Origin of the sequence: Streptomyces sp. NPDC101237, from assembly GCF_044767465.1 — a bacterium.
Taxonomy (GTDB): Bacteria; Actinomycetota; Actinomycetes; order Streptomycetales; family Streptomycetaceae; genus Streptomyces; species Streptomyces gramineus.
In genome coordinates, this window is record NZ_JBIWNY010000014.1 from 95,949 (window position 1) to 117,592 (window position 21,644).

The following is a 21,644-nucleotide window of genomic DNA, read 5'->3' on the forward strand; positions in this document are numbered from 1 at the left end:
CGCCGGAGGGCAGCCGGGCGGCCGGACGGCTGCCCGGAGGTCAGTCCTCGGAGCGGTGCTCCGCGGCCTCTCGCAGCCGTCCGAACTCCTCGGCCATCGTCGCCGCCGTCCAGTGCGCGTTGAGTCCGCTGGGGTTGGGCAGCACCCACACCCTGGTGTCCCCGATCAGCCGCTCCTGCGGCCCCACCCGGGCCGTGCGGTCGCCGAACGCGGCCCGGTAGGCGGTGACGCCCACCACCGCCAGCCACCTCGGCCGGGTCCGCGTCACCTTCGCCGTCAGCAGCCGGCCGCCCTCGGTGTACTCCGCGGCCGTCAGCTCGTCGGCGCGCGCGGTGGCCCGCGCCACCACGTTCGTGATGCCCAGCCCGTACGACAGCAGCTCACCCTGCTCCGCGGGCCTGAGCAGCCTCGGGGTGAACCCGGACAGGTGCAGCACCGGCCAGAAGCGGTTGCCGGGACGGGCGAAGTGGTGGCCCGTGGCCGCCGTCATCAGGCCGGGGTTGATGCCGCAGAACAGGACGTGCAGGCCGTCCGCGATCACGTCGGGTACGAGACGGTCGCGGGCGGCCTCCAGTTCCGCCGCCGAGAAGCGGGTCAGAGGATCGCCCCGGGGGCGTACGCGGCGGCCTCGGGGTGCTGCTTGAGGATCTCCTCGATCCGGCCGGCGACGACCGCGACCTGGTCGGCGGCCGCGCCCGTGAAGGAGAGCTTGTCGGCCATCAGGGCCGCGAGCTGGGCACGGTCGAGCGGCAGCCGCTCGTCGGCGGCCAGCTTGTCGAGCAGGTCGTTGCGTTCGGCGCCCTGCTCGCGCATGGCCAGGGCGGTGGCGACGGCGTTCTCCTTGATCGCCTCGTGCGCGACCTCCCGGCCGACGCCCGCCCGCACCGCGCCCATCAGCACCTTGGTGGTGGCGAGGAAGGGGAGGTAGCGGTCCAGTTCGCGCGCGACGACGGCGGGGAAGGCGCCGAACTCGTCGAGGACCGTCAGGAACGTCTCCAGCAGGCCGTCGAGCGCGAAGAACGCGTCGGGCAGCGCGACTCGGCGCACCACCGAGCAGGACACGTCGCCCTCGTTCCACTGGTCGCCCGCCAGCTCGCCGGTCATCGACGCGTAGCCGCGCAGGACGACCATCAGGCCGTTGACGCGCTCGCAGGACCGCGTGTTCATCTTGTGCGGCATCGCCGAGGAGCCGACCTGGCCCGGCTTGAAGCCCTCGGTGACCAGCTCGTGCCCGGCCATCAGCCGGATCGTCTTGGCCAGCGACGACGGCGCCGCCGCCAGCTGCACCAGCGCGGTCACGACCTCGTAGTCCAACGAGCGCGGGTAGACCTGGCCGACCGACGTGAACGCCTGCGAGAAGCCCAGGTGCCCGGCGATCCGGTCCTCCAGCTCGGCCAGCTTCGCCGCGTCCCCGCCCAGCAGGTCCAGCATGTCCTGGGCGGTGCCGACCGGGCCCTTGATGCCGCGCAGCGGGTAGCGGGCCAGCAGTTCCTCGACGCGGCCGTACGCCACCAGCAGCTCGTCGGCGGCGGTCGCGAAACGCTTGCCGAGGGTGGTGGCCTGCGCGGCCACGTTGTGCGAGCGTCCGGCCATGACCAGCTCCGCGTGCTCGCCGGCCAGCTTGCCGAGCCGCGCCAGGACCGCCACCGTGCGGTCGCGCACCAGCTCCAGCGAGAGCCGGATCTGCAACTGCTCGACGTTCTCCGTCAGGTCGCGGGAGGTCATGCCCTTGTGGACGTGCTCGTGCCCGGCGAGGTCGTTGAACTCCTCGATCCGCGCCTTCACGTCGTGCCGCGTGACCTTCTCGCGCTCGGCGATGGAGGCCAGGTCGACGGTGTCCAGGACCCGCTCGTAGTCGGCGATCGCCGCGTCCGGCACCTCGATCCCGAGGTCCTTCTGGGCCCGCAGCACGGCGAGCCAGAGCTGCCGCTCCAGCTTCACCTTCTGCTCGGGCGACCAGAGCGTGGCGAGCTGGGCGGAGGCGTAACGTCCGGCGAGGACGTTCGGGATGCGGGGCTTGGCGGGAGCGGCAGAAGTCACGTGTACGGATTCTACTGGCGATTCGTGCAGGCCAGCGCAGCAGGTCCGCTCGTGCGAAGCTACGAGAGCCGGGTCAGGGCTGCGGCAGGTCGGCCAGTTCCGCCAGTACGTGCGCGTGGCACAGCTCGGGCGCGCACCAGCAGGCCAGCGCCTTCCCGCGCAGCAGCGCGACCTGTTCCAGCAGTTCGGGGCGCTCCAGCAGGTACGCCCGGTACATCGCCATGACCTCGGCCCGGGTGCCGTCCCGTCTCTTCTTCGGGGTGTCGTAGGCGAAGGGGTTGGACAGCGGGTGGCGGGGCAGGTCCCAGCCGCCCAGGGTCCACCGGCGGCCGACGTACACGACGTCCGCCGGGGCGTCCTCCAGCCGGGGGCCGAACTCGTGGATCCGGCCCCGGACATTGATCACGCGTGTGGGCACGGGACCGACGCTACGCCTCGTACGGCAGCAGCTCCGGCCGCTTCGGCGCGCGGCCGTCGCCCGAGGAGCGGCCGGTCAGCCGGCGTCCTATCCACGGCAGCAGGTGCTGCCGGGTGAAGCGGACGTCCGCGGCCCGCCGCGCGGTCCAGCCGGGCGGCGGGGTGAGCGGCATCGGCGTACGCCACTCGGTGTCCTCGGGCTCGTGGCCGAGGGCCTGCCAGACCGCCTCGGCGACCCTGCGATGCCCCTCGGCCGTCAGGTGCAGCCGGTCCACGTCCCACATCCGCGGGTCGGCCAGCGAGGGGGCGCCGTACAGGTCGACGACGAGGGCGCCGTGCCGCTCGGCGAGCGCGTCGATGCAGGCGAACAGCTCCTCCATCCGCGGCCGGAACCGGTCCAGGACCGGGCCCTGGCGGCCTGGGCTGCGCATCAGCACGAGCTGTTCGCAGGCCGGCGCCAGCCGCTCCACGGCCTGTGTCAGCAGGTCCCGCACCCGGTCCATGTCGCACTTGGGGCGCAGCGTGTCGTTGAGGCCGCCGACCAGCGTGATCACGTCGGGCCGCATGGCCGCCGCCACGTCGACCTGCTCCTCGACGATCTGCCCGATCAGCTTCCCGCGCACCGCGAGGTTCGCGTACTGGAAGCCGGGGGTGCGGGCGGCCATCCGTCCGGCGAGGACGTCGGCCCAGCCCCGGTAGGAGCCGTCGGCCTTCAGGTCGGACATGCCCTCGGTGAACGAGTCGCCGATCGCGACCAGACTGGAGTGTGCGGGAAGCACAGGGTTCTTCTGCATGGCGACGGAAATGGTATCCCGAGGCGCATACCCGCCGGTCGGTCCCTCCCCCGGGAGCGGACCCGGCCCGGGGCCGGGTCCGCGGCCTAGGCGTGCTGCCCGAACAGCTCCCGCAGCACGTCCTCCATCGTGACGAGACCGGCCATCCGTCCGTCGTCGCCGAGGACGCCCGCGAGATGGGTGCGGCTGCCGCGCATCGCGGTCAGCACGTCGTCCAGCCGGGTGTCCTCGCGCACCCGTGCGATGGGCCGCATGTCCCGCAGCCGGAACGCCTCGTCGCGGGGCGAGGCGTCCAGCGCGTCCTTGATGTGCAGGTACCCGACGATCCGCCGCCCCTCGTCGACCACCGGGAACCGGGAGAACCCGGACTCGGCCGACAGCCGCTCCAGCTCCTCCGGGGTGACGCCCACGCGCGCGTAGACGACACGTTCCAGCGGTACGACCACGTCCCGCACCGGCCGCCGGCCCAGCTCCAGGGCGTCGCGCAGTCGCTCCTGCGCCCGGTCGTCGATCAGGCCGGCCTCGCTGGCGTCCTTGACGATCTCGGCCAGCTCGGTGTCCGTGAAGGTCGCCGAGACCTCGTCCTTGGTCTCCACGCGGAGCAGTCTGAGCAGCGTGTTGGCGAACGCGTTGACCGTGAAGATCACCGGACGCAGCGCCCGGGAGAGCGCGACCAGCGGCGGCCCGAGGAGCAGGGCGCTGCGCACCGGCTCGGCGAGCGCCACGTTCTTCGGCACCATCTCGCCGAGCAGCATGTGCAGATAGGTCGCCAGCGTCAGCGCGATCACGAAGGACACCACGTGGCCCGCGCTCGTGGGCACGCCGACCGCGTGGAAGACGGGCTCCAGCAGGTGCGCGATGGCCGGCTCGGCCACCACGCCCAGCACCAGCGTGCACAGGGTGATGCCGAGCTGGGCGGCGGCCAGCAGCGCCGACACGTGCTCCAGTCCCCACAGCACGCTCCTGGCCCGCCGGTCGCCCGCCTCGGCGTACGGCTCGATCTGGGAACGGCGCACCGAGATCAGCGCGAACTCGGCGCCCACGAAGAAGGCGTTGACGACCAGCGTCGCGAACCCGATCAGCAGTTGTAGACCGGTCACCGGTGCCCCTCCTGCTCCTGCTCGGCGGCGAGCGGCGCGTGCAGCAGCACCCGGGCCGCCCGCCGCCCCGACGCGTCCACCACGTCCAGCCGCCAGCCGGCGACCTCGACCCTGTCCCCGGTCTCGGGAATCCGCCCGAGCTCGGCGGCGACCAGGCCGGCCAGCGTCTCGTACGGCCCGTCGGGCACCCTCAGGCCGACGCGCGCGAGCTGGTCCATCCTGGCCGCGCCGTCCGCCGAGTAGAGCGCGCGGCCCTGGTCGTCGGCGCCCGCGGGGGCGAGGTCGGGCGTCTCGTGGGGGTCGTGCTCGTCACGGACCTCGCCGACGACCTCCTCGACGATGTCCTCCAGGGTGGCGACCCCGGCCGTACCGCCGTACTCGTCGATGACGACGGCCATGGTGCGCCGCCCGCCGAGACGGTCCAGGAGGCGGTCGACGGTGAGGGACTCGGGGACCAGCAGGGGCTCGCGCATCACCTGGGCGACCCGCACCCGGGACCGCTCCGCCACCGGCAGGGCCAGGATGTCCTTGATGTGGGCGGTGCCCACCACCGAGTCCAGGCTCTCCCGGTAGACCGGGAAGCGGGACAGTCCGGTGGCGCGGGTCGCGTTCGCCACGTCCTCGCAGGTGGCCCGGACCTCCAGGGCGACGACCTGGACGCGCGGGGTCATCACGTTCTCCGCGGTGAGATCGGCGAGGTTCAGGGTGCGCACGAACAGTTCGGCGGTGTCCGCCTCCAGCGAGCCCTCCTTGGCGGAGTGCCGGGCCAGCGCGGCCAGCTCCTGGGGGCCGCGCGCGGAGGCCAGCTCCTCGGCGGGCTCCACGCCGAACCGCCGCACCACCCGGTTCGCGGTGTTGTTGAGGTGCGTGATGAACGGGCGGAAGGCCGCGCTGAACCAGCGCTGGGCGTTGCCCACCCGTTTGGCGACGGGAAGCGGCGAGGAGATCGCCCAGTTCTTGGGCACCAGCTCGCCGACGACCATCAGGAACACCGTGGACAGCGCGGTGCCGATCACCAGCGCGAGCGAACTCGCCGCCGACCGTCCGATGCCCACCGCCTCCAGCGGACCGGCCAGCAGCTTGGCGATGGACGGCTCGGCGAGCATGCCGACCACCAGGTTGGTGACCGTGATGCCGAGCTGCGCGCCGGAGAGCTGGAACGTCAGCTGCCGTACGGCCTTCAGGGCGCCCGCCGCGCCCCGCTCGCCGCGGGCCGCGGCACGCTCCAGTTCGCCGCGTCCGACCGTGGTCAGCGAGAACTCGGCGGCGACGAAGGCACCGCAGGCGAGCGAGAGCAGGATCGCCACCAGCAGGAGGAGTACTTCGGTCATCGGGTCACCTCCGTCCCATGATCGGACAGGGGGGACGGCACCGCGCGGCATCGCGGGGAAACAGGACTGGGAGGCTCGCCCATGGGCGGACGCTCACACACCTTTCATCGAGGAACGGGACGACTCCTCAATAGTAAAGGACAGGCAAAGTAGGGTGGTGGTAAAGATCGCTAGAGCGGCTTGACCCAGCGCCGCCAGTGGTCCTGACGACGGTAGCCGGTGGCGGCCCAGGCGTGGTGGGCCTGTTCGTTGGCCTCCAGGACCATGGCGTCGACACGCCGCCCGCCGAGGGCGGCGAAGCGCTGCTCGGCGGCCCGCAGCAGGGCCGTGGCGACACCTTGCCTGCGGTGGCCCGGGTGCACGGCGAGCCGGTAGGCGGAGCAGCGCCAGCCGTCGAAGCCCGCGATGACGGTTCCGGCGAGCACACCGTCCCGCATGGCCAGGAGCAGGGCTTCCGGGTCCCGGGCGATGAGCCCGGCCACCCCGTCGTGGTCGTCGCTGACGCTCGTGCCCTCCGCGGCCTCGCGCCAGAACCGCAGCACGGCGTCGACGTCGCAGAGGGTGGCGCGGCGGATGTGGAGATCGCTCATGGCAGGAGCCAAGCAGCGGGCCGCCCGCCTGGCGAACGAGTTTCCCGCCCGGTGGACCGGGCGGGCCCGCGGACCGGGGCGGGTCCGCGGACCGGACGCGTGTGCCCTACGCCCAGCAGCCGTTGACCGTGGCGGCGAGGCCGTCGAGGGCGTCCTTGGTGGCGGCCGGGTCGGCGGGGGAGTCGTTCTCGATGAAGGAGAAGATCTTCCAGCGTCCGTCCGCGGCCTTCGTCAGTCCGCTCAGGGCGATCGCGCCGGTCAGGGTGCCCGTCTTGGCGCTCACCTTTCCGACGGCGCACTGGGAGTCGGCGGTGTCGAACCGGCCCCACTCGGGACCCAGCGTCGCACCCGCCTCGCCTGCCACGGGCAGCCCGTCCACGATGTACTTCAGCGTGGGGCCGTTGGCGGGGTCGTCGGCCACGTCGAGGATGTCGGCGATGGTCTGCGCCGGGATGCGGTCGGCGCGGGACAGGCCGCTGCCGTCGTGGATCTCCAGTCCGGCCGGCGACACGCCGTACTGGGCGAGGATCTGGCGCACCACCGCCGTGCCGTCCTCGAAGGTGGCCGGGCGCCCCGCGGCAAGCGCGGTCGCGCGCAGCAGGGTCTCGGCGATGTCGTTGTCGCTCACCTTGAGCATGTGCTCCACGATGGCCGACAGCGCTCCGGACCGGTGCTGTGCCAGCGTGGCGGCTCCGGTCCCGGCGGTGCCGCGGGCGACGCTCCCGCTGACGGTGACGCCGCGCTGGGCGAGGAGCTTCGCGAAGACCTGGCCGGCGTCCAGCGAGGTGTCCGTGACCTGGTGGCCGTCGACCACCAGCGCCCGGACCGGGGCGACGGAGTCGGGGTAGTAGCCGTCGTTCCAGCCGACGGCGAGGGTGGGCGCCGGGAAGAGGCTGTCGTCGACCCGCACCTTCACCGAGGTCACGTGCGCGCTCTTCAGGCTCGCGACGACCGTCTTGGCCAGCGCGTCGAGGTCGGCGGAGGTCAGGGTGCGGTCCGCGCCGCCGACCAGCGTCACGGTGCCGTTGCCGTAGAGGACCTTCGTGGTGAAGCGGTGGTCGGGGCCGAGGACCGTCAGCGCGGCGGTCGAGGTGGCCAGCTTGGCGTTGGACGCGGGCATCAGCGCCGTCGTCGCGCCATGGCCCCAGACGGCCGTCCTGGTCTCGGCGTCGATCACGACACCGCTCAGCGTGCCGCCCAGGCGGGTGTCCTGGACGCGGGTGTCGAGGTGGTCCGCGATCGTCTGCTCGGCGGGGTCGAGCACGGCGGGCGCGGCGAACGCGGACGTGGCGAAGAGGATCGTCCCGGCGACGGGAGCGGTCACCGCGACGGCGGCGGCACGCCGGAGCAGCGGAGCGACCGGTCTGCTCCTGCGGCGGCGTGCACTCGTGCGGTCGGCGGAGGGGGAGTTCGGCATGGGGGACCTCGGTGCGCGTGTGGGAGGTGGACGGTGCGGCGGATCCACGGCTCGGTGAAGGGCCAGTGGCGGCCGCAACTGAGGTTACCCATGCGCCTGTTGCGGCGTGCGGAACCTGGCCGAGCGACGACGGTGACGGATCGTCAGACTCCGTCGCCCGGCCAGGTTCCGCACCAAGGCCTCCAGGCACGGCTCCAGCACGGTCTGGTACGACAGTCGAGGACGAAGGCGCCAAGGCACCGCCGTTCGGTGGCCGCGGCCACCGCGGCCGGCGCCGGGAAGGGTGTCGGCATCCCCAGGTGGCCGGGGACGGGCGGCACGCCGTGGCCGAGGTCCTCGGCGCGCCGGCATTTCGCGCCCCGCTCGGCGCCCGACCCGGACGTGAGCGGGCCGAGGCCGAACCGGCACGCACGCGGCACGGAGCCTTCTCGGCGGCGGCCGGCCGGAGTCACTCGTGCGCGATGGCCGCGAGCACGTTCATCCGCGAGGCGCGCAGGGCCGGGAGCAGCGCCGCCACGATGCCCACCACCGCCGAGCCGATCACCACCGCGACGATCGTGCCCCACGGGATCGCCAGCGCCTTCATGCCCTGCAGCGCCAGCACCTGCTGGGTGCACACACCCCATACCAGGCCGAGCGCGAGCCCCAGCACCGCGCCGAACACCGCGATCACCACGGACTCCAGCCGGATCATCCGGCGCAGCTGCCGCCGGCCCAGCCCGATCGCGCGCAGCAGCCCGATCTCCCGGGTGCGCTCCACGACCGACAGCGCCAGGGTGTTGACCACGCCGAGCACGGCGATCACGATCGCGAGGCCCAGCAGCGCGTACACGAGGTAGAGCAGCACGGAGATCTGGTCGTGGACCAGTTTCTTGTAGTCGGCCTGGTCGCGGACCTGCACCTGCGGGAACGGCGCGAGGGTCTTCTCCAGGTTCGCGCGGAGCCGGTCCACGCTCGTGCCCGGCGCGTGGTTGACGTACAGCGAGGAGTCCTGGCCGCCCGGCACGTACTTCTGCACGGTGGCGATACCGAAGAACAGCCCGCCCTGGGTGCCGAATCCGCTGCCGCTGTCCTGGTCGGTGAGGGCGCCCACCGTCATCTCGGCTCTCTTGCCGCCCTGGAACTCGACGGGCAGCACGCTGCCGAGACGCACCCCGTGGTCCGCGGCGAAGGTGGCGTCCATGCCGATGCCGCCGTCGGCCAGCGCGGCCGCGGTGCCGCCGCCCTTGTAGGCGACGTGCGCGACCTCGTCGACCTGTGGGTCGTACCCGGCGGCGGTCGTGGTGACCCGCTTGCCGTCCGGCAGCCGCACCGCCACCGGCGCGAACCGCTGCCGTACCACGAGCCCGACGCCGTCGGTGCCGCGCACCTCGTCGGTGACCTGCTGGGTGAACGGCGCGAAGTTGCCGTTCTGGACGACGAAGTCGGCGCCCAGCGTCCTGTCGATCTGCTGGTCGAAGGACCTGGACATGGAGGCGCTGGCCACGGACATTCCGCCGACCAGGGCCAGACCCACCATGAGCGCGGCGGCGGTGGCGCCGGTACGGCGCGGGTTGCGCAGGGCGTTGCGCTGGCTCATCCGGCCGACCGGGCCGAAGAGCGCCGGGAAGGCCGCGCCCAGCACCCGGATCACCGGGCGCACCAGCAGCGGGCCTGCGACGACCGTCGCGAGCAACGTCAGCACCACGCCGAGGCCGAGGAACGAGGCGGCCGAGGCGGTCTTCGTCGCCGCCGCACAGCCCGCGAGGGCCGCCGCACCGAGCGCCCCGACGACCGCGCCCACGACCGCCCGTGTCCGCAGCGGCCTGCCCACTCCGGCGATCTCGGCGTCCGCGAGCGCCGCCATCGGCGACACCGTGGCCGCGCGCCGGGCGGGCAGATAGGCGGCCACGAAGGTGACCCCGACGCCCACCACGTAGGCGGCGACGGGTGTGCCCCACCCGACCACCATCTCGGTGGTCCTGAGGTTCATCCCGAACGCGCTCATCAGCTTGATCAGCCCGAGCGCCAGCCCGATACCGGCGCCCAGCCCGAGCGTCGATCCGACCAGCCCGAGCAGCACCGCCTCGGTGAGCACGGACCGCCGCACCTGACGGCGGTCGGCGCCCAGCGCCCGCAACAGACCCAGTTCGCGGGTGCGTTGGGCGATCAGCATCGAGAACGTGTTCACTATCAGGAACACGCCCACGAGCGTGGCGATGCCGGCGAACCCGAGCATCACGTACTTGATGACGTCGAGGAAGCCGCCGAGATCCGCGGCGGAGGACTTCGCCTGCTCGTCGGCGGTCTTCAGGTCGTAGGTCCCGGTGCCGATCGCCGCGCCGATCCGCCGCTTCAACACGGCGTTCGTTACACCTGGCGCGGCGTCCACCGAGATGCTGGTGGCCCGGTCGGCGGAGCCGAGGAGTTCCTTCGCGGCCACCGCCGGGTCGAGATAGACCAGGGCCGCGCCCGGGTTGGTGGTGGTGAAGGTGGCGATGCCGACGACCTCGACCTGGAAGGTGCCGGGCTGGGCCTGCACGGTGAGCGTGTCGCCGACGCGCACGTGCTTCTTTCCCGCGGTGTCCGCGTCGAGCAGCGCCTGACCGGCGCCGTGCGGGGCGTGCCCCGAGGTGAGCTTCACGGGACTGCGGTGGGTGCGGTACCAGTCCGTGGCGATGGTCGGGGCGCCGGTGGTCGGGCCGACCGACTTGTTGTGGCGGTCGACCACCACGACGTTCTGCACGGACACGTCCGCGTGGCTGCCCGCGACCCCGTCGACCTTCGCGACCGCGTCTCCGAGCGCGGCCGGCACGGTCTGTACGGCGCCGGTCGGCACCGACGACTTGAGGTCCTGCTTCGGCTCCACCGTCACGTCGGCGGAGGTGGAGGCGAACAGCCGGTCGAAGGTGCGGGTGACGGTGTCGGAGAAGATCAGGCTGCCCGCGACGAACGCCACGGACAGGACGATGGCCAGCGCGGACAGCAGCAGCCGTCCCTTATGGGCCAGGAAGCTCCGCAGGGTTGCCCTGAGCACCGGGTCAGTCCTCCTCGGGCCCCGCGGCCCCGTCGTCCTCGTCGGGATCCGGGGCCTGGGGTCCGCCGGGGAAGCGGCGCATGCGTTCCAGCACGGCCTCCGCCGTCGGCCCCTCCATCCGGTCCACCATCCGGCCGTCCGCGAGGAAGAGCACCAGGTCGGAGCGGGCGGCGGCGCCCGGGTCGTGGGTCACCATGACGACCGTCTGGCCGAGCCGGTCCACCGCCTCCCGCAGGAAGTCCAACACCTCCAGGCCGGCCCGCGAGTCCAGGTTGCCGGTGGGTTCGTCGGCGAAGATCAGCTCCGGCCGGGAGGCCAGGGCCCGCGCGCAGGCCACCCGTTGCTGCTGCCCGCCGGACAGCTGCGCGGGCCGGTGCCTGAGCCGGTCCCGCAGCCCCAGCGTGTCGATGACCTCGTCGAGCCACTTCGTGTCGGGCTTCCTGCCCGCGATGTCCATGGGCAGGGTGATGTTCTCGGCCGCGTTCAGCGTCGGGATCAGGTTGAACGACTGGAACATGAACCCGATCCGGTCCCGGCGCAGCCGCGTCAGCTCGCGCTCCCGCAACCCCGTTATCTCGGTGCCGCCGAGCCAGACCTGGCCGGCCGACACCGTGTCCAGACCGGCCAGACAGTGCATCAGCGTGGACTTGCCGGAGCCGGAGGGGCCCATGACCGCGGTGAACCGGCCGCGTGCGATGTCCACGTCCACCGAGTCCAGTGCGAGCACGGCCGTCTCACCCGACCCGTACGCCTTGGTCAGCCCCCGGGCCCGGGCGGCTGTCCCCTCGGCGGCCGGTGCCTGAGCAGCAGGTGTGGCCAAGACTGCCTCCTCGCTCGCGCGGGCTGTTCGTCGGCGTCGAGCGTAGTGTGACCCCGCGCACAGGCGGTATCACTTTTCGATTCCGATGCGCGCTTGCCGCTGCTAGCGCAACCGCGCTAGCGTCAAGGTATGGCGAAGACCCAGCTGAACGTGCGCGTGGACGAGGGCACCGCCAGAGCGGCCCGTGAACGCGCCCTCGCGCGCGGCATGAGCGTCAACCGCTACATAGAGGAACTGGTCATGCAGGACACAGGTGAGGCGGGCCGCACGTTCGTCGAGGCCGCCGCCGACTTCATGAAGCAGTACGAGTCCGTCTTCGCGGAGGAGTTCGGCGAGGCACCGGGCCCCGACCCGTCTGACAAGACCGAAGGCCTTCACTGATCCCTTGAGCGACCTGACCATCGACCTCGCCTGGCTCCTCATGCTCGCCGAACAGAAGACCCCGGGTGACCCCCAGGTCACCGACTGGGGTGCGCTGATCGCGGCCGTCGCCAGGCACCGGGCCGAGATATTCGACATCCCCGTCTACGACACCCCGCAGGCCCGCGCCGCCGCCCTGCTGCAACTCCTCATCCACATCCCGGCGCTGGAGCGCTCCAACGCCCTCTTCGCGTCCTCGGTCGCCTACGCCTACCTGGTCGCCAGCGGCCTCAAGATCGCCACCTCGCCCGAACAGGTCCGTGACCTGGCCCGGTTGGTGAAGTCCGGCGAGGCCACCGTGTCCGACATCGCGGAGGAACTGCGCGGCTGGAGTCTGTGAACGGCACCGACTTCAGGCCCCGGCCACCCCACGCACGAAACCCACCCCACAAACGCCTCCCCACAGCAGCGTCCGCCCACCGCCCCCCCCCAAGGGGCGCGGGGAACTGCGCAACCAGCCCAGACGGCTCCGCAGCCGACCGACAACCGCCCCCCCCGGACGACCGCCCCCCGCGGCCGGCGCTCGGCGCTCAGCGCGCCTCGCGCATCCGGAACGCCTCCGCATCCCAGCCACCGTCCAGCCGCGCCGACAGCCATCCCGGCGCCGCCGATCGGAACTCCGCGGGCGCCAGCGCCCCCGCCCCGGCGGGCAGCGCGCCGAGCAGCGGCGCACCCGCGACCTCCGGCAGGTCGGTGACGTTGCAACGCGACGCCAGATCCGGGGACTCGGGCCAGCTTCCGATCACCACACCCAGCAACTCCAGCTCGCGAGCGCGCAGCTCACGCGCCGTCAGCTCGGTGGTGTTGAGCGTGCCGAGCCCGGCCGACGCCACCACCAGCACCGGCGCGTTCAGCAACCGCGCCGCGTCCGCGAGCGTCCCGCCCGCCGCGTCGAACCGCACGAGCAGCCCGCCGGCCCCCTCGACCAGCACCAGTTCGTGCTCGCCGGCCAGCTTGACCGCGGCCTGGGCCACCTCGTGCGGGCTCACCGGCGCCATACCGGCCCGCCGCGCCGCCGTACCGGGCGCCAAAGGCTCCGGGAAACGGGCGAGTTCGGCCGTCGTCACCGCGCCCGCGAGCCGCGCGACCTCGTCGGCGTCACCGCGTTCGTCCGGTCGTACACCGGTCTGCGCGGCCTTCAGGACCGCCACCGAACGCCCCGCCGCGAGCGCCGCGGCGGCGACGGCGGCGGTGGTGACCGTCTTGCCGACCTCGGTGCCCGTCCCGGTGATGATCAGGATCGGCATGCTCATCCCTCCTGCGCGGCGGCGCACACCGCGCGCGCGATCCGTGCCAGGTCCGCGTCGCCCGTGACGTACGGCGGCATCGTGTAGACCAGGTCGCGGAACGGCCGCAGCCACACGCCCTCGCGTACGGCGGCGGCCGTGGCCGCCTTCATGTCCACCTCGTGGTCGAGCTGGACGACCCCGATGGCGCCGAGCACCCGGACGTCCCGGACACCGGGGATCTCCCGGGCGGGCGCCAGGCCGTCCCGCAGTCCCGACTCGATCCGCTTGACCTCCGCCCGCCAGTCCCGGCCGAGCAGCAGCCCGAGGGAGGCACAGGCCACGGCGGCGGCCAGCGGGTTGCCCATGAACGTGGGGCCGTGGGCCAGCACCGGCACCTCGCCCCGCGAGATGCCGTCGGCCACCCGGGACGTGCACAGGGTCGCCGCCATCGTCAGGTAACCACCGGTCAGCGCCTTGCCCACGCACATCACGTCCGGGGTGACGGCCGCGTGGTCCGCCGCGAACAGCGCTCCCGTGCGGCCGAACCCGGTCGCGATCTCGTCGAACACCAGCAGCACGTCGTGCGCGTCGCAGGCCTCGCGCAGCACCCGCAGGTACGTGGGGGAGTGGAACCGCATCCCGCCCGCGCCCTGCACCACCGGCTCCACGATCACCGCGGCCAGTTCGTCCGCGTGCCGCTCGATCAGGGAGCGGAGCCGGTCGGCGTACGAGGCGTCGTACTCGGCCGGGGGCGCGTCCGCGAAGACCTGGCCGGGCAGCAGCCCGGACCAGAGCTCGTGCATCCCGCCCTCGGGGTCGCACACCGACATCGGCTGCCAGGTGTCGCCGTGGTAGCCGCCGCGCCAGGTCAGCAGGCGCTGCTTCGCGGGGCGGCCGAGGGAACGCCAGTACTGCAGGCACATCTTGACCGCGACCTCGACCGACACCGACCCGGAGTCGGCGAGGAAGACGTGTTCGAGCCCCTCCGGCGACAAGTCGACAAGGAGCTTCGACAGGCGTACCGCCGGCTCGTGCGTGAGCCCGCCGAACATCACGTGGCTCATCCGGCCGAGCTGGTCGCGCGCGGCCTCGTTGAGCACCGGATGGTTGTAGCCGTGGATCGCCGACCACCAGGACGACATGCCGTCGACCAACTCGCCCGAGCCGTCCGCGAGCCGCAGCCGGACCCCGCTCGCCGACTCCACGACGAGCGGTTCGGCCCGGCCCGGCATCGGTCCGTACGGATGCCAGACGTGCCGTCGGTCCAGCTCCAGCAGCTCGGGGACGCTCAGGTCAGGCATTGGGCGCGAGATCCGTTCCGGCGCCCCTGCGGCGGACGGCGACCAGGTCGGTGCGCGGCTCGTTGGCGAGCGAGGTGGCTTCCGCGAGCGCGGCCGCCTCCTCGTGGGAGCCGCAGACCCCCGACCCGCAGCCGGCCTCCCCGTGCGACCCGCAGCCGGCCTCCGCGTGCGACCCGCAGCCTCCGGCCGCGACGTCGGCCCGGTGCTGCGGCAGCGTCACCTCGTCGGCGCCCTCGACCACGAACCCGGCGTCCGCGATCATCTCCAGGTCCGCCTGACCGGCCTGCCCCTCGGTGGTGAGGTAGTCGCCGAGGAAGATCGAGTTGGCCAGGTTCAGCGCCAGCGGCTGCATGGTGCGCAGGTGGACCTCTCGGCCGCCCGCGATCCGCACCTCGACGTCCGGGCAGACGAACCGCACCATCGCCAGGATCCGCAGACAGCGCTGGGGGGTGAGGTTCCACTCCTTGGCCAGCGGGGTGCCCTCGACCGGGATCAGGAAATTGACCGGCACCGAGTCCGGGTCCAGCTCGCGCAGCGAGAAGACCACGTCCACCAGGTCCTCGTCGGTTTCACCCATACCGGCGATCAGACCGGAGCAGGCCGACAGACCGGCCGCGTGCGCCTTGGTGACCGTGTCCACCCGATCGGCGTACGTGTGCGTGGTCGTGATGTCCCCGTACGTCCCCTCGGACGTGTTGAGGTTGTGGTTGTAGGCGTCCGCGCCCGCCGCGCGCAGCCGCTCGGCCTGGCCGTCGGAGAGCAGCCCGAGGCAGGCGCACACCTCGACGCCTTCGTTCTGCTCCTTGATGGCCTTGATGGTGCCGGCGACCCGGTCGACGTCCCGGTCCGTCGGGCCGCGTCCGCTCGCCACCAGGCAGACCCGCTTGGCGCCGCCGGCCAGGCCGGCGGCGGCCGCCTTGGAGGCCTCGTCGGGCTTGAGCCAGCTGTACTTGAGGATCCCGGTCGAGGACCCGAGGCGCTGCGAGCAGTAGGAGCAGTCCTCAGGACACAGACCGGACTTGAGGTTGACCAGGTAGTTGAGTTTCACGCGCCGGCCGAACCAGTGCCGGCGCACCTTGCCGGCCGCGGCCACCACATCGAGCACGTCGTCGTCGGAGGTCGCCAGTACGGCGAGTGCTTCCTCGCGGGTCGGCAGCTCGCGCCGAAGCCCCTTGTCCACCAGCGTGTTCAGCAGGTCCATGAGAGCCGATCCTGTACTACGGGGCCGCTCCTGGCCAAGGAGAGTTTGCACAACCCTGTCAGTTCGACGTGTGGGATATGCAACAGGACCACCCCCGTACACAGGGTCCACAGAGAGCATGGAAGACCAGGTCAGAGACCCGAATCCGGATCCCGTCGCCCGTTTGGCGAGAGCCGTGTGCGACACGCACAGGCCAGTGGATCAGTATGGAGGATTCCTACAACACCCCCGAGTAGGCTGATCACCCAAGCGCCGTGCGTGACGGGGTGCGGGCTTGTTCTTGGAGCTCTCGGCATCCCCCACCGTGCGGCCGTAGGGGACCGCGAGGCGCACGACCAGATCTCGAGCGAACGGCGGACGCACGCGGAACTCGCGCTCGTAGTTCGCTGATTGTCCGCGTGCGGACGCGTTCTGGGCGACGAAACGGATGCCGGCCCCGATGATGGTGATCAGTGCTGCCAGTACGCCGAGTACGGGCGCGGCGGGCGGGAAGACGACGGCCAGGATGCCGAGGACCGCTGCCGCGAGGGCGTAGGTCACCGAGCCGTAGGAGCCGATCCGTTAGGTCCAGCGCTTGTTCGCCACGATGGTGATCGCGACCCCGCCGATTCCGGTTCCCCAGTTGGGGCCCCGGTACTTGGCGTGGACGCGGCCCCTGCGGGCGTTGCCGTATTCGTCGCTGTCGAACGCCACCGGTGCCTTGCTGGTGTCCAGCACGCTCCGCGGCGTGCCTCGTGCGGTCGCGCCGCAGCAGCCGCTGACTCGCGGGGCGCCGCCTGGGCGTGCGGCCGGTCCGCGTGAGGGACGATCACGATCCCTTACGAAGGGCGTGATACAGCCTCTGACCTGGACGATTTCCCTGCTGGACATAACCGGCTGTGGGTATTGCCACACAGTGGTGGCTGATGGTCCCGCTAGGGTCTGTTCACTGCCCACAAAATCACCGGAGGAGCCATGGCGTTCGGCTGGATCGACGAACAGGCGGAACTGCGCCGCCGCGCCGGACTGGTTCGGACCCTGCGCCCCCGCCCCGCCGACTCCCCGCTGCTGGACCTGGCGAGCAACGACTACCTGGGCCTCGCCCACCACCCCGAGGTGACCGAGGGCGCGGCGGTCGCGGCCCGGACCTGGGGCGGCGGCTCCACCGGCTCCCGGCTGGTCACCGGCACCACCGAACTCCACACCGAGCTGGAGCGCGAGCTGGCCGATTTCTGCGGGTTCGAGGCGGCCCTGGTCTTCTCCTCCGGCTACGCCGCCAACCTCGCCGCCGTCACCACCCTCGGCCCGCACGGCTCCCTGATCGTCTCCGATGCCCTCAACCACGCCTCCCTGATCGACGGTTGCCGGCTGGCCCGGGGTACCACCCAGGTCGTCGGGCACGCGGCCCCGGACGCCGTCCGCAAGGCGCTCGGGACGCACGAGGGGCCCGCGGTCGTCGTCTGCGACACGGTGTTCTCGGTGGACGGCGACGCGGCGCCGCTGGCCGCGCTGGCCGAGGCGTGCCGGGAACGCGGTGCCGGGCTGCTCGTGGACGACGCGCACGGGCTGGGCGTGCTCGGGGACGGCGGGCGGGGCGCGCCGCAGGCGGCCGGGCTCGCCGGCGCCGACGACGTGGTGGTCACGGTGACCCTGTCCAAGTCGCTCGGCAGCCAGGGCGGGGCCGTGCTCGGCCCGGCACGGGTCGTCGACCACCTGGTGAACGCGGCCCGGACCTTCATCTTCGACACCGGTCTTGCACCGGCCGCGGCGGGCGCGGCGCTGGCGGCGCTGCGGTTGCTGCGCCGGGAGCCCGAACGCGCGGAGCGGGCCCGTGCCGTCGCCGCCGAACTGCACGCACGGCTGACCGCCGCGGGTCTGGAAGCGGTGCGTCCGGACGCCGCGGTGGTCTCCGTGCGGGCCCCGTCCCCGGAGGGGGCCGTGCGGTGGGCGGCCGCCTGCCGTGCGGCAGGCCTGGCCGTGGGCTGTTTCCGCCCGCCGTCCGTGCCGGACGGCGTGTCGCGGCTCAGGCTGACCGCCCGTGCGGACCTCTCCGGGGCCGAGATCGAACGCGCTGTACAGGTGATCGGTGAGACACGACCATGAGTCGGCGTGACACGGCCGGGTCCTGACCGAATGCGGATACGGAGTCGGTCACGTACCGATCAGCAGGTGAGCGCCGACACGAAACCCGCCCAGCTCCCGGGGGAGAAGAGCAGCGCGGGTCCTGCCGGGTCCTTGGAGTCGCGCACGGCGAGCAGTCCGGTCAGCCGACCGGAGTGCGGCCGTGCCGTCTCCACGCAGTTGTTCGCTCCGGTGCTGTAGCTGCTGCGCAGCCACCGCAGTCCGTGCAGATCAGTACTTGAAGGTACGTTCCGAGGCAGTGCATTCATGGTGCCTCCTTACGCGCCGTCACCTATCCCGGCGATGTAATCCAACGAGTCCTCGGGCGAAAGGGCGTGGATCTGAAGGGTGTTGAAGGCCTCCGTGTAGGTCTGGAGGTCTTCTTTCCGTTCGAGGTAGAGGCTACTCGTCAACTGGTCGAGAACAACAACATCCAGATCAGAAGTGCTCGGAAATGAGAAGATTACGAAAGGCCCGGTGATGCCGACATGGGCTCCGGCCGAGAATGGCAGCACCTGCAGCCGTACCTGGGGCAACCGGGCCGCCTCCAGCAGCCGTTCCAGCTGCCGCGCCATCACGCCCGGGCCGCCGACCTCCCGGCGCAGCACCGCCTCGTCGAGGACCGCGCTCAGCTCCAGCGGCGGACGGTTGCGCAGCACGTCCTGCCTGGCCAGCCGCACTTCCACGAGGGCGTCCAGCGCCTCGTCGTCGAGCCCGTCCACGGCCGCCCTGGTCACGGCGCGCGCGTACTCGGGGGTCTGCAGCAGCCCCGGCACGACCGAGGTCTCCAGCGTGCGCATCGCGCCGGCCTGTGACTCCAGACTGATGAAATCCCGGTAGGTGGGCGGCAGTACGCCGCGATAGGCATGCCACCAGTGGTGCCGCCCCGCAGTGTCCTCCGACCCCGCCAACACCAGCAGTAACTCGCGCAGTTGCCCCTCGACCACGCCGTAGGCGTCCAGGAGTAACCGCACATCGGCCGGTTTCACACCGCTGGCGCCGGTCTCGATCCGGCTCACTTTCGACTGGTGCCAGCCCACCAGACGGGCGGCCTCGCCGCTCGTGAGGCCGGCACCGGTGCGCAGCGAGCGCAACTCGGCGCCCAGTTTCCGGCGGCGCACCGCGGGACCGTTCTGCATGGGCTACTCCCTACTCCTTCCAGACCGCCCGAATACGCTCTGGGGTCGCAGAGTTCACCGCATCGAGCGACAGATATATGCATATCTTGGTGGATCGCTCCCCTGACCGTCCTGGCAATGGCAGTCTGGCGAAGAAGCACCAGTCCGGGACCGTACTCGAACCATCCGCACCGTGTCGGACCACGGTCCCGTGGGAAAGGGACGACGTCGCCATGGCAGACCACCTGGAAGCATCCATCACTCTGCCGAGCGATCCCGCCTCGGTGTCCGTGGCCCGCTCCTACGCGCTGGGCACTCTCGCGGAGTGGGGTCTGCCGCCGGGTACGGAGACCGCGGACACCATCCGCCTCATCGTCTCCGAACTGGCCACCAACGCGGTCCAGCACACCCTCGGGCAGTCCCCGACCTTCACGGTGGACCTCGTCCTCGACCGGGACGAACACCTGCGCATCGGCGTCACCGACAGCCACCCGCGGTTCCCGAAGAGACTCCCGGCCGCGGTCCAGCAGGACAACGGGCGCGGCATGGTGATCATCCGCTGGCTCACCGCGGAGTGCGGCGGCAAGCTCCGGGTGCGCCCCACCCGGGAAGGCGGCAAGACCGTCTTCATCGAGCTGCCCTGGGCGGTCCCGGCCGGTACGGTCACCGCGGCCGGCCAACAGGAACCGTAGCCCCGAGTTCCCGCCGGCCGGCCGCCGCCCGGTTCAGCTGACCCGGCCGTACCAGACGCTGCGCGTCCAGATCTTCTGCAGCTTCACCACGTCCCCGGTCTTCGGGGCGTGCCAGATCCGTCCCTTCCCGGCGTAGATGCCGACGTGGTACACGCTGGAACCCGAATGGAAGAAGACCAGGTCTCCGGCCCTGCGGCTGCCGGCCGAGACGTGACGGGTCTTGTTGTACTGCTGGGCCGCCGTTCGCGGGAGCTTCTTGCCCGCCTTCTTGAACGAGTACAGCGTCAGCCCTGAGCAGTCGAACCGGTTCGGTCCGGTGGCACCCCAGCTGTAGGGCGAGCCCTTCTTCGAGGCCGCGACCTGAAGAGCCCTGGTCGCTATCGTGGCGGCCGAGGCGTCCGCAGCGACGCCCGGGATCACGATGGAGCCGCCCACGGCGGCAATGGTGAGCGCCGAGGCCGTGCCGGCCCGCGCCATCAGCGACGGGACACGATTGAGCGCAGTCATGCGCAACCCTTCGTCAGCCGCCTGTGAAGGATGACCTGTCGGATTCGGGCTGGCGAAGTTGCCCGGCCGTGTCGCCACGGCTTCACCCCTAGGGCTGCGCGGCCCGGTCGATGGTGCGACCGTGCCGGCGACCCGTCGTGCTCGGGTCCTCCACTCCTGCCGATCCACTTCCGTCGACCGGTCATCCGGGCGGCGGCAGGACTCGGCGTCCGCACGGATCGCCCCGCCGCTGTGGCGGGGGCTTGTCGTCAGACAGGGATCTTCACTTACGCGTGTCCGAAAATCCCAACGGAATCGGGGATTTGTGGGGTTACTCACCACCCACCCGTTCGGGTGGACAGGGGTGTGTTCGAATAGCAGCCAACTGCCGTACGTAGCCCCGGACCTGCGCCGAAGCCCTCCGCGTGCCCCTGAGTGCGCGCATCTTGAGCGGGCTCGGCGGTCAGGTAAAACCACGCCACACTCGGCCGAACAGCCGTAACCCCACTGGGTCGTTTCAACTCCGGCCCCACCGGCGGGTGGACGCGTCGCACCGGACGACGGCGGGTCTCACCGTACGCAGTCGGGCGGGAGTGCGACGCGCGCGGTCCGGCGCTCGCCGTCGAGCACCCGCAGGGCCCGTGCGAGCGTGTCCCCATGGAGCTCCGTCTCGCCCCGCCGGTGCATCAGGGCGAGGGCGTCGCGCAGCTCGGCCGCCGCGCGCACCAGCGCCTGCGCGGCGCGCAGCCCGCGGTAGGTGTCCTCGTTCTGCGCCGGGTTGATACGGCCCAGCAGGTCGACCACGGCCAGGTAACGGTCGATCAGCTCGCCCTCGGCGCGGGTCAGCGCGGGCAGCGGCGGCAGCTCGGGCGGCAGCATCGCCCGCTCACCCCGCGTCCTGGCCGGGCGAGCGCCTGCGGCCCGGCACGATCCGGTCCACCAGCCCGTACGCCAGCGCCTCCTGGGCGTCCAGTACCAGATCCCGCTCCAGATCCCGGCGCACCCGGTCCGGTGTCCTTCCGGTGTGCCGGACGAGCATCTCCTCCAGGAGCGCGCGCGTCCGCTCCAACTCCGCCGCCTGGATGACGAGATCACTCGGCCGGCCCTGCACCGGCTCCGGCAGCGACGGCTGCTGGAGCACGACGCGCGCGCCCGGCAGCGCCAACCGCTTGCCCGGGGTGCCGGCCGCGAGCAGCACCGCGGCGGAGGCCCCGGCCTGTCCCAGGCAGATCGTCTCCACGTCGCAGGTGACGTACCGGAGGGTGTCGTAGATCGCGGTCATCGCGCTGAACGAGCCGCCGGGAGAGTTGATGTACAGCGAGATGTCCCGGTCCGGGGCCGCGTGTTCCAGGTACATGAACTGCGCCGCCACGTCGTTGGCCGAGATCTCGTCGACGGGCGTGCCGAGGAGGACGATCCGTTCCTCCAGCAGCTTGGCGTACGGGTCCAGGGTGCGCTGCCCGGCGCCGGTGCGTTCGGTGAACTCGGGCAGGACGTGGCGGGCGGACGGTCGGGTCATGACGTACCCCTCCTCGCGGCTGAGCTGTCTCAGCATCCGAAGTCTCGATGAGA

The 21,644-nt window shown here is 72.0% G+C and carries 24 protein-coding genes and 1 riboswitch; of the genes, 4 read left to right on the plus strand and 20 right to left on the minus strand.

What is annotated here, in order from left to right:
- Positions 1-40: 40 nt before the first annotated feature.
- The 10 genes from mug to ACIRQ9_RS22400 all read right to left on the minus strand — a co-directional run bounded on the left by mug (position 41) and on the right by ACIRQ9_RS22400 (position 11,525).
- Positions 41-598: a G/U mismatch-specific DNA glycosylase gene (gene mug / locus ACIRQ9_RS22355; protein ID WP_404176402.1), complete on the minus strand. Its 558-nt coding sequence runs from the start codon at positions 596-598 to the stop codon at positions 41-43.
- Entirely contained in the window at positions 595-2,040 is a 1,446-nt protein-coding gene (purB, locus tag ACIRQ9_RS22360) for an adenylosuccinate lyase (RefSeq protein WP_404176032.1), read from the minus strand. Before purB ends, mug begins: the two co-directional genes overlap by 4 nt.
- A 73-nt stretch (positions 2,041-2,113) precedes the next feature.
- On the minus strand, positions 2,114-2,458 hold the full coding sequence (locus ACIRQ9_RS22365; protein WP_404176034.1) for a DUF4326 domain-containing protein: 345 nt from the start codon (positions 2,456-2,458) through the stop codon (positions 2,114-2,116).
- Positions 2,459-2,468: 10 nt separating this feature from the next.
- Complete coding sequence (locus tag ACIRQ9_RS22370) at positions 2,469-3,251, minus strand: SGNH/GDSL hydrolase family protein (protein WP_404176037.1); 783 nt, start codon at positions 3,249-3,251, stop codon at positions 2,469-2,471.
- Between the two features lie 86 nt (positions 3,252-3,337).
- Positions 3,338-4,351: a hemolysin family protein gene (locus tag ACIRQ9_RS22375; RefSeq protein ID WP_404176040.1), complete on the minus strand. Its 1,014-nt coding sequence runs from the start codon at positions 4,349-4,351 to the stop codon at positions 3,338-3,340.
- A complete protein-coding gene (locus tag ACIRQ9_RS22380; protein WP_404176043.1) occupies positions 4,348-5,682 on the minus strand; it encodes a hemolysin family protein in 1,335 nt (444 codons plus the stop codon). The genes ACIRQ9_RS22375 and ACIRQ9_RS22380 overlap by 4 nt, the downstream gene beginning before the upstream one ends.
- A 170-nt stretch (positions 5,683-5,852) precedes the next feature.
- Positions 5,853-6,272, minus strand: a complete 420-nt coding sequence (locus ACIRQ9_RS22385; RefSeq protein WP_404176046.1) for a GNAT family N-acetyltransferase — start codon at positions 6,270-6,272, stop codon at positions 5,853-5,855.
- A gap of 106 nt (positions 6,273-6,378) precedes the next feature.
- A complete protein-coding gene (gene dacB / locus ACIRQ9_RS22390; protein WP_404176049.1) occupies positions 6,379-7,689 on the minus strand; it encodes a D-alanyl-D-alanine carboxypeptidase/D-alanyl-D-alanine-endopeptidase in 1,311 nt (436 codons plus the stop codon).
- Positions 7,690-8,137: 448 nt separating this feature from the next.
- Complete coding sequence (locus tag ACIRQ9_RS22395; protein ID WP_404176052.1) at positions 8,138-10,705, minus strand: ABC transporter permease; 2,568 nt, start codon at positions 10,703-10,705, stop codon at positions 8,138-8,140.
- A 4-nt stretch (positions 10,706-10,709) separates the two neighbouring features.
- Positions 10,710-11,525: an ABC transporter ATP-binding protein gene (locus ACIRQ9_RS22400; RefSeq protein WP_404176055.1), complete on the minus strand. Its 816-nt coding sequence runs from the start codon at positions 11,523-11,525 to the stop codon at positions 10,710-10,712.
- Between the two features lie 129 nt (positions 11,526-11,654).
- On the opposite strand from ACIRQ9_RS22400, the gene ACIRQ9_RS22405 reads away from it, so the two are divergent.
- Together ACIRQ9_RS22405 and ACIRQ9_RS22410 are read left to right on the plus strand one after the other, a co-directional pair.
- On the plus strand, positions 11,655-11,906 hold the full coding sequence (locus tag ACIRQ9_RS22405; RefSeq protein ID WP_404176058.1) for a toxin-antitoxin system HicB family antitoxin: 252 nt from the start codon (positions 11,655-11,657) through the stop codon (positions 11,904-11,906).
- Between the two features lie 4 nt (positions 11,907-11,910).
- A complete protein-coding gene (locus ACIRQ9_RS22410) occupies positions 11,911-12,285 on the plus strand; it encodes a fic family toxin-antitoxin system, toxin component (protein WP_404176062.1) in 375 nt (124 codons plus the stop codon).
- A gap of 190 nt (positions 12,286-12,475) precedes the next feature.
- On the opposite strand, the gene bioD is transcribed toward ACIRQ9_RS22410, so the two are convergent.
- The 5 genes from bioD to ACIRQ9_RS22435 form a co-directional block, all read right to left on the minus strand.
- Positions 12,476-13,192: a dethiobiotin synthase gene (gene bioD, locus ACIRQ9_RS22415; RefSeq protein ID WP_404176405.1), complete on the minus strand. Its 717-nt coding sequence runs from the start codon at positions 13,190-13,192 to the stop codon at positions 12,476-12,478.
- 2 nt (positions 13,193-13,194) lie between these two features.
- The gene (locus tag ACIRQ9_RS22420) at positions 13,195-14,475 is read right to left on the minus strand and encodes an adenosylmethionine--8-amino-7-oxononanoate transaminase (protein WP_404176065.1); all 1,281 of its coding nucleotides are present in this window, start codon (positions 14,473-14,475) and stop codon (positions 13,195-13,197) included.
- Positions 14,468-15,676: a biotin synthase BioB gene (gene bioB / locus ACIRQ9_RS22425; protein ID WP_404176068.1), complete on the minus strand. Its 1,209-nt coding sequence runs from the start codon at positions 15,674-15,676 to the stop codon at positions 14,468-14,470. Before bioB ends, ACIRQ9_RS22420 begins: the two co-directional genes overlap by 8 nt.
- 201 nt (positions 15,677-15,877) lie before the next feature.
- Positions 15,878-16,216: a hypothetical protein gene (locus ACIRQ9_RS22430; RefSeq protein ID WP_404176071.1), complete on the minus strand. Its 339-nt coding sequence runs from the start codon at positions 16,214-16,216 to the stop codon at positions 15,878-15,880.
- Positions 16,217-16,237: 21 nt separating this feature from the next.
- Complete coding sequence (locus tag ACIRQ9_RS22435; RefSeq protein ID WP_404176074.1) at positions 16,238-16,393, minus strand: hypothetical protein; 156 nt, start codon at positions 16,391-16,393, stop codon at positions 16,238-16,240.
- Between the two features lie 237 nt (positions 16,394-16,630).
- Between ACIRQ9_RS22435 and ACIRQ9_RS22440 the strand changes: the two genes are divergently transcribed.
- Entirely contained in the window at positions 16,631-17,758 is a 1,128-nt protein-coding gene (locus tag ACIRQ9_RS22440) for an 8-amino-7-oxononanoate synthase (RefSeq protein ID WP_404176077.1), read from the plus strand.
- A 59-nt stretch (positions 17,759-17,817) separates the two neighbouring features.
- Here ACIRQ9_RS22440 and ACIRQ9_RS22445 read toward each other — a convergent pair whose 3' ends face one another.
- A complete protein-coding gene (locus ACIRQ9_RS22445) occupies positions 17,818-18,045 on the minus strand; it encodes a DUF397 domain-containing protein (protein WP_404176080.1) in 228 nt (75 codons plus the stop codon).
- Between the two features lie 9 nt (positions 18,046-18,054).
- Entirely contained in the window at positions 18,055-18,915 is an 861-nt protein-coding gene (locus tag ACIRQ9_RS22450) for a helix-turn-helix domain-containing protein (RefSeq protein WP_404176083.1), read from the minus strand.
- A gap of 212 nt (positions 18,916-19,127) precedes the next feature.
- Here ACIRQ9_RS22450 and ACIRQ9_RS22455 point away from each other — a divergent pair, with 212 nt between their 5' ends.
- Positions 19,128-19,586: an ATP-binding protein gene (locus ACIRQ9_RS22455; protein WP_404176088.1), complete on the plus strand. Its 459-nt coding sequence runs from the start codon at positions 19,128-19,130 to the stop codon at positions 19,584-19,586.
- A 33-nt stretch (positions 19,587-19,619) separates the two neighbouring features.
- Here ACIRQ9_RS22455 and ACIRQ9_RS22460 read toward each other — a convergent pair whose 3' ends face one another.
- From ACIRQ9_RS22460 to ACIRQ9_RS22470, 3 genes are all read right to left on the minus strand, one after another.
- Positions 19,620-20,093 (minus strand): C40 family peptidase, encoded by a 474-nt coding sequence (locus ACIRQ9_RS22460; protein WP_404176092.1) that lies wholly within the window; start codon positions 20,091-20,093, stop codon positions 19,620-19,622.
- Positions 20,094-20,096: 3 nt separating this feature from the next.
- A riboswitch (cyclic di-AMP (ydaO/yuaA leader) is annotated at positions 20,097-20,311 on the minus strand.
- Between the two features lie 331 nt (positions 20,312-20,642).
- Positions 20,643-20,951, minus strand: coding sequence for a hypothetical protein (locus tag ACIRQ9_RS22465; protein WP_404176095.1), 309 nt, complete (start codon positions 20,949-20,951; stop codon positions 20,643-20,645).
- A 7-nt stretch (positions 20,952-20,958) separates the two neighbouring features.
- Complete coding sequence (locus tag ACIRQ9_RS22470) at positions 20,959-21,591, minus strand: ATP-dependent Clp protease proteolytic subunit (RefSeq protein ID WP_404176098.1); 633 nt, start codon at positions 21,589-21,591, stop codon at positions 20,959-20,961.
- Between the last annotated feature and the right edge of the window lie 53 nt (positions 21,592-21,644).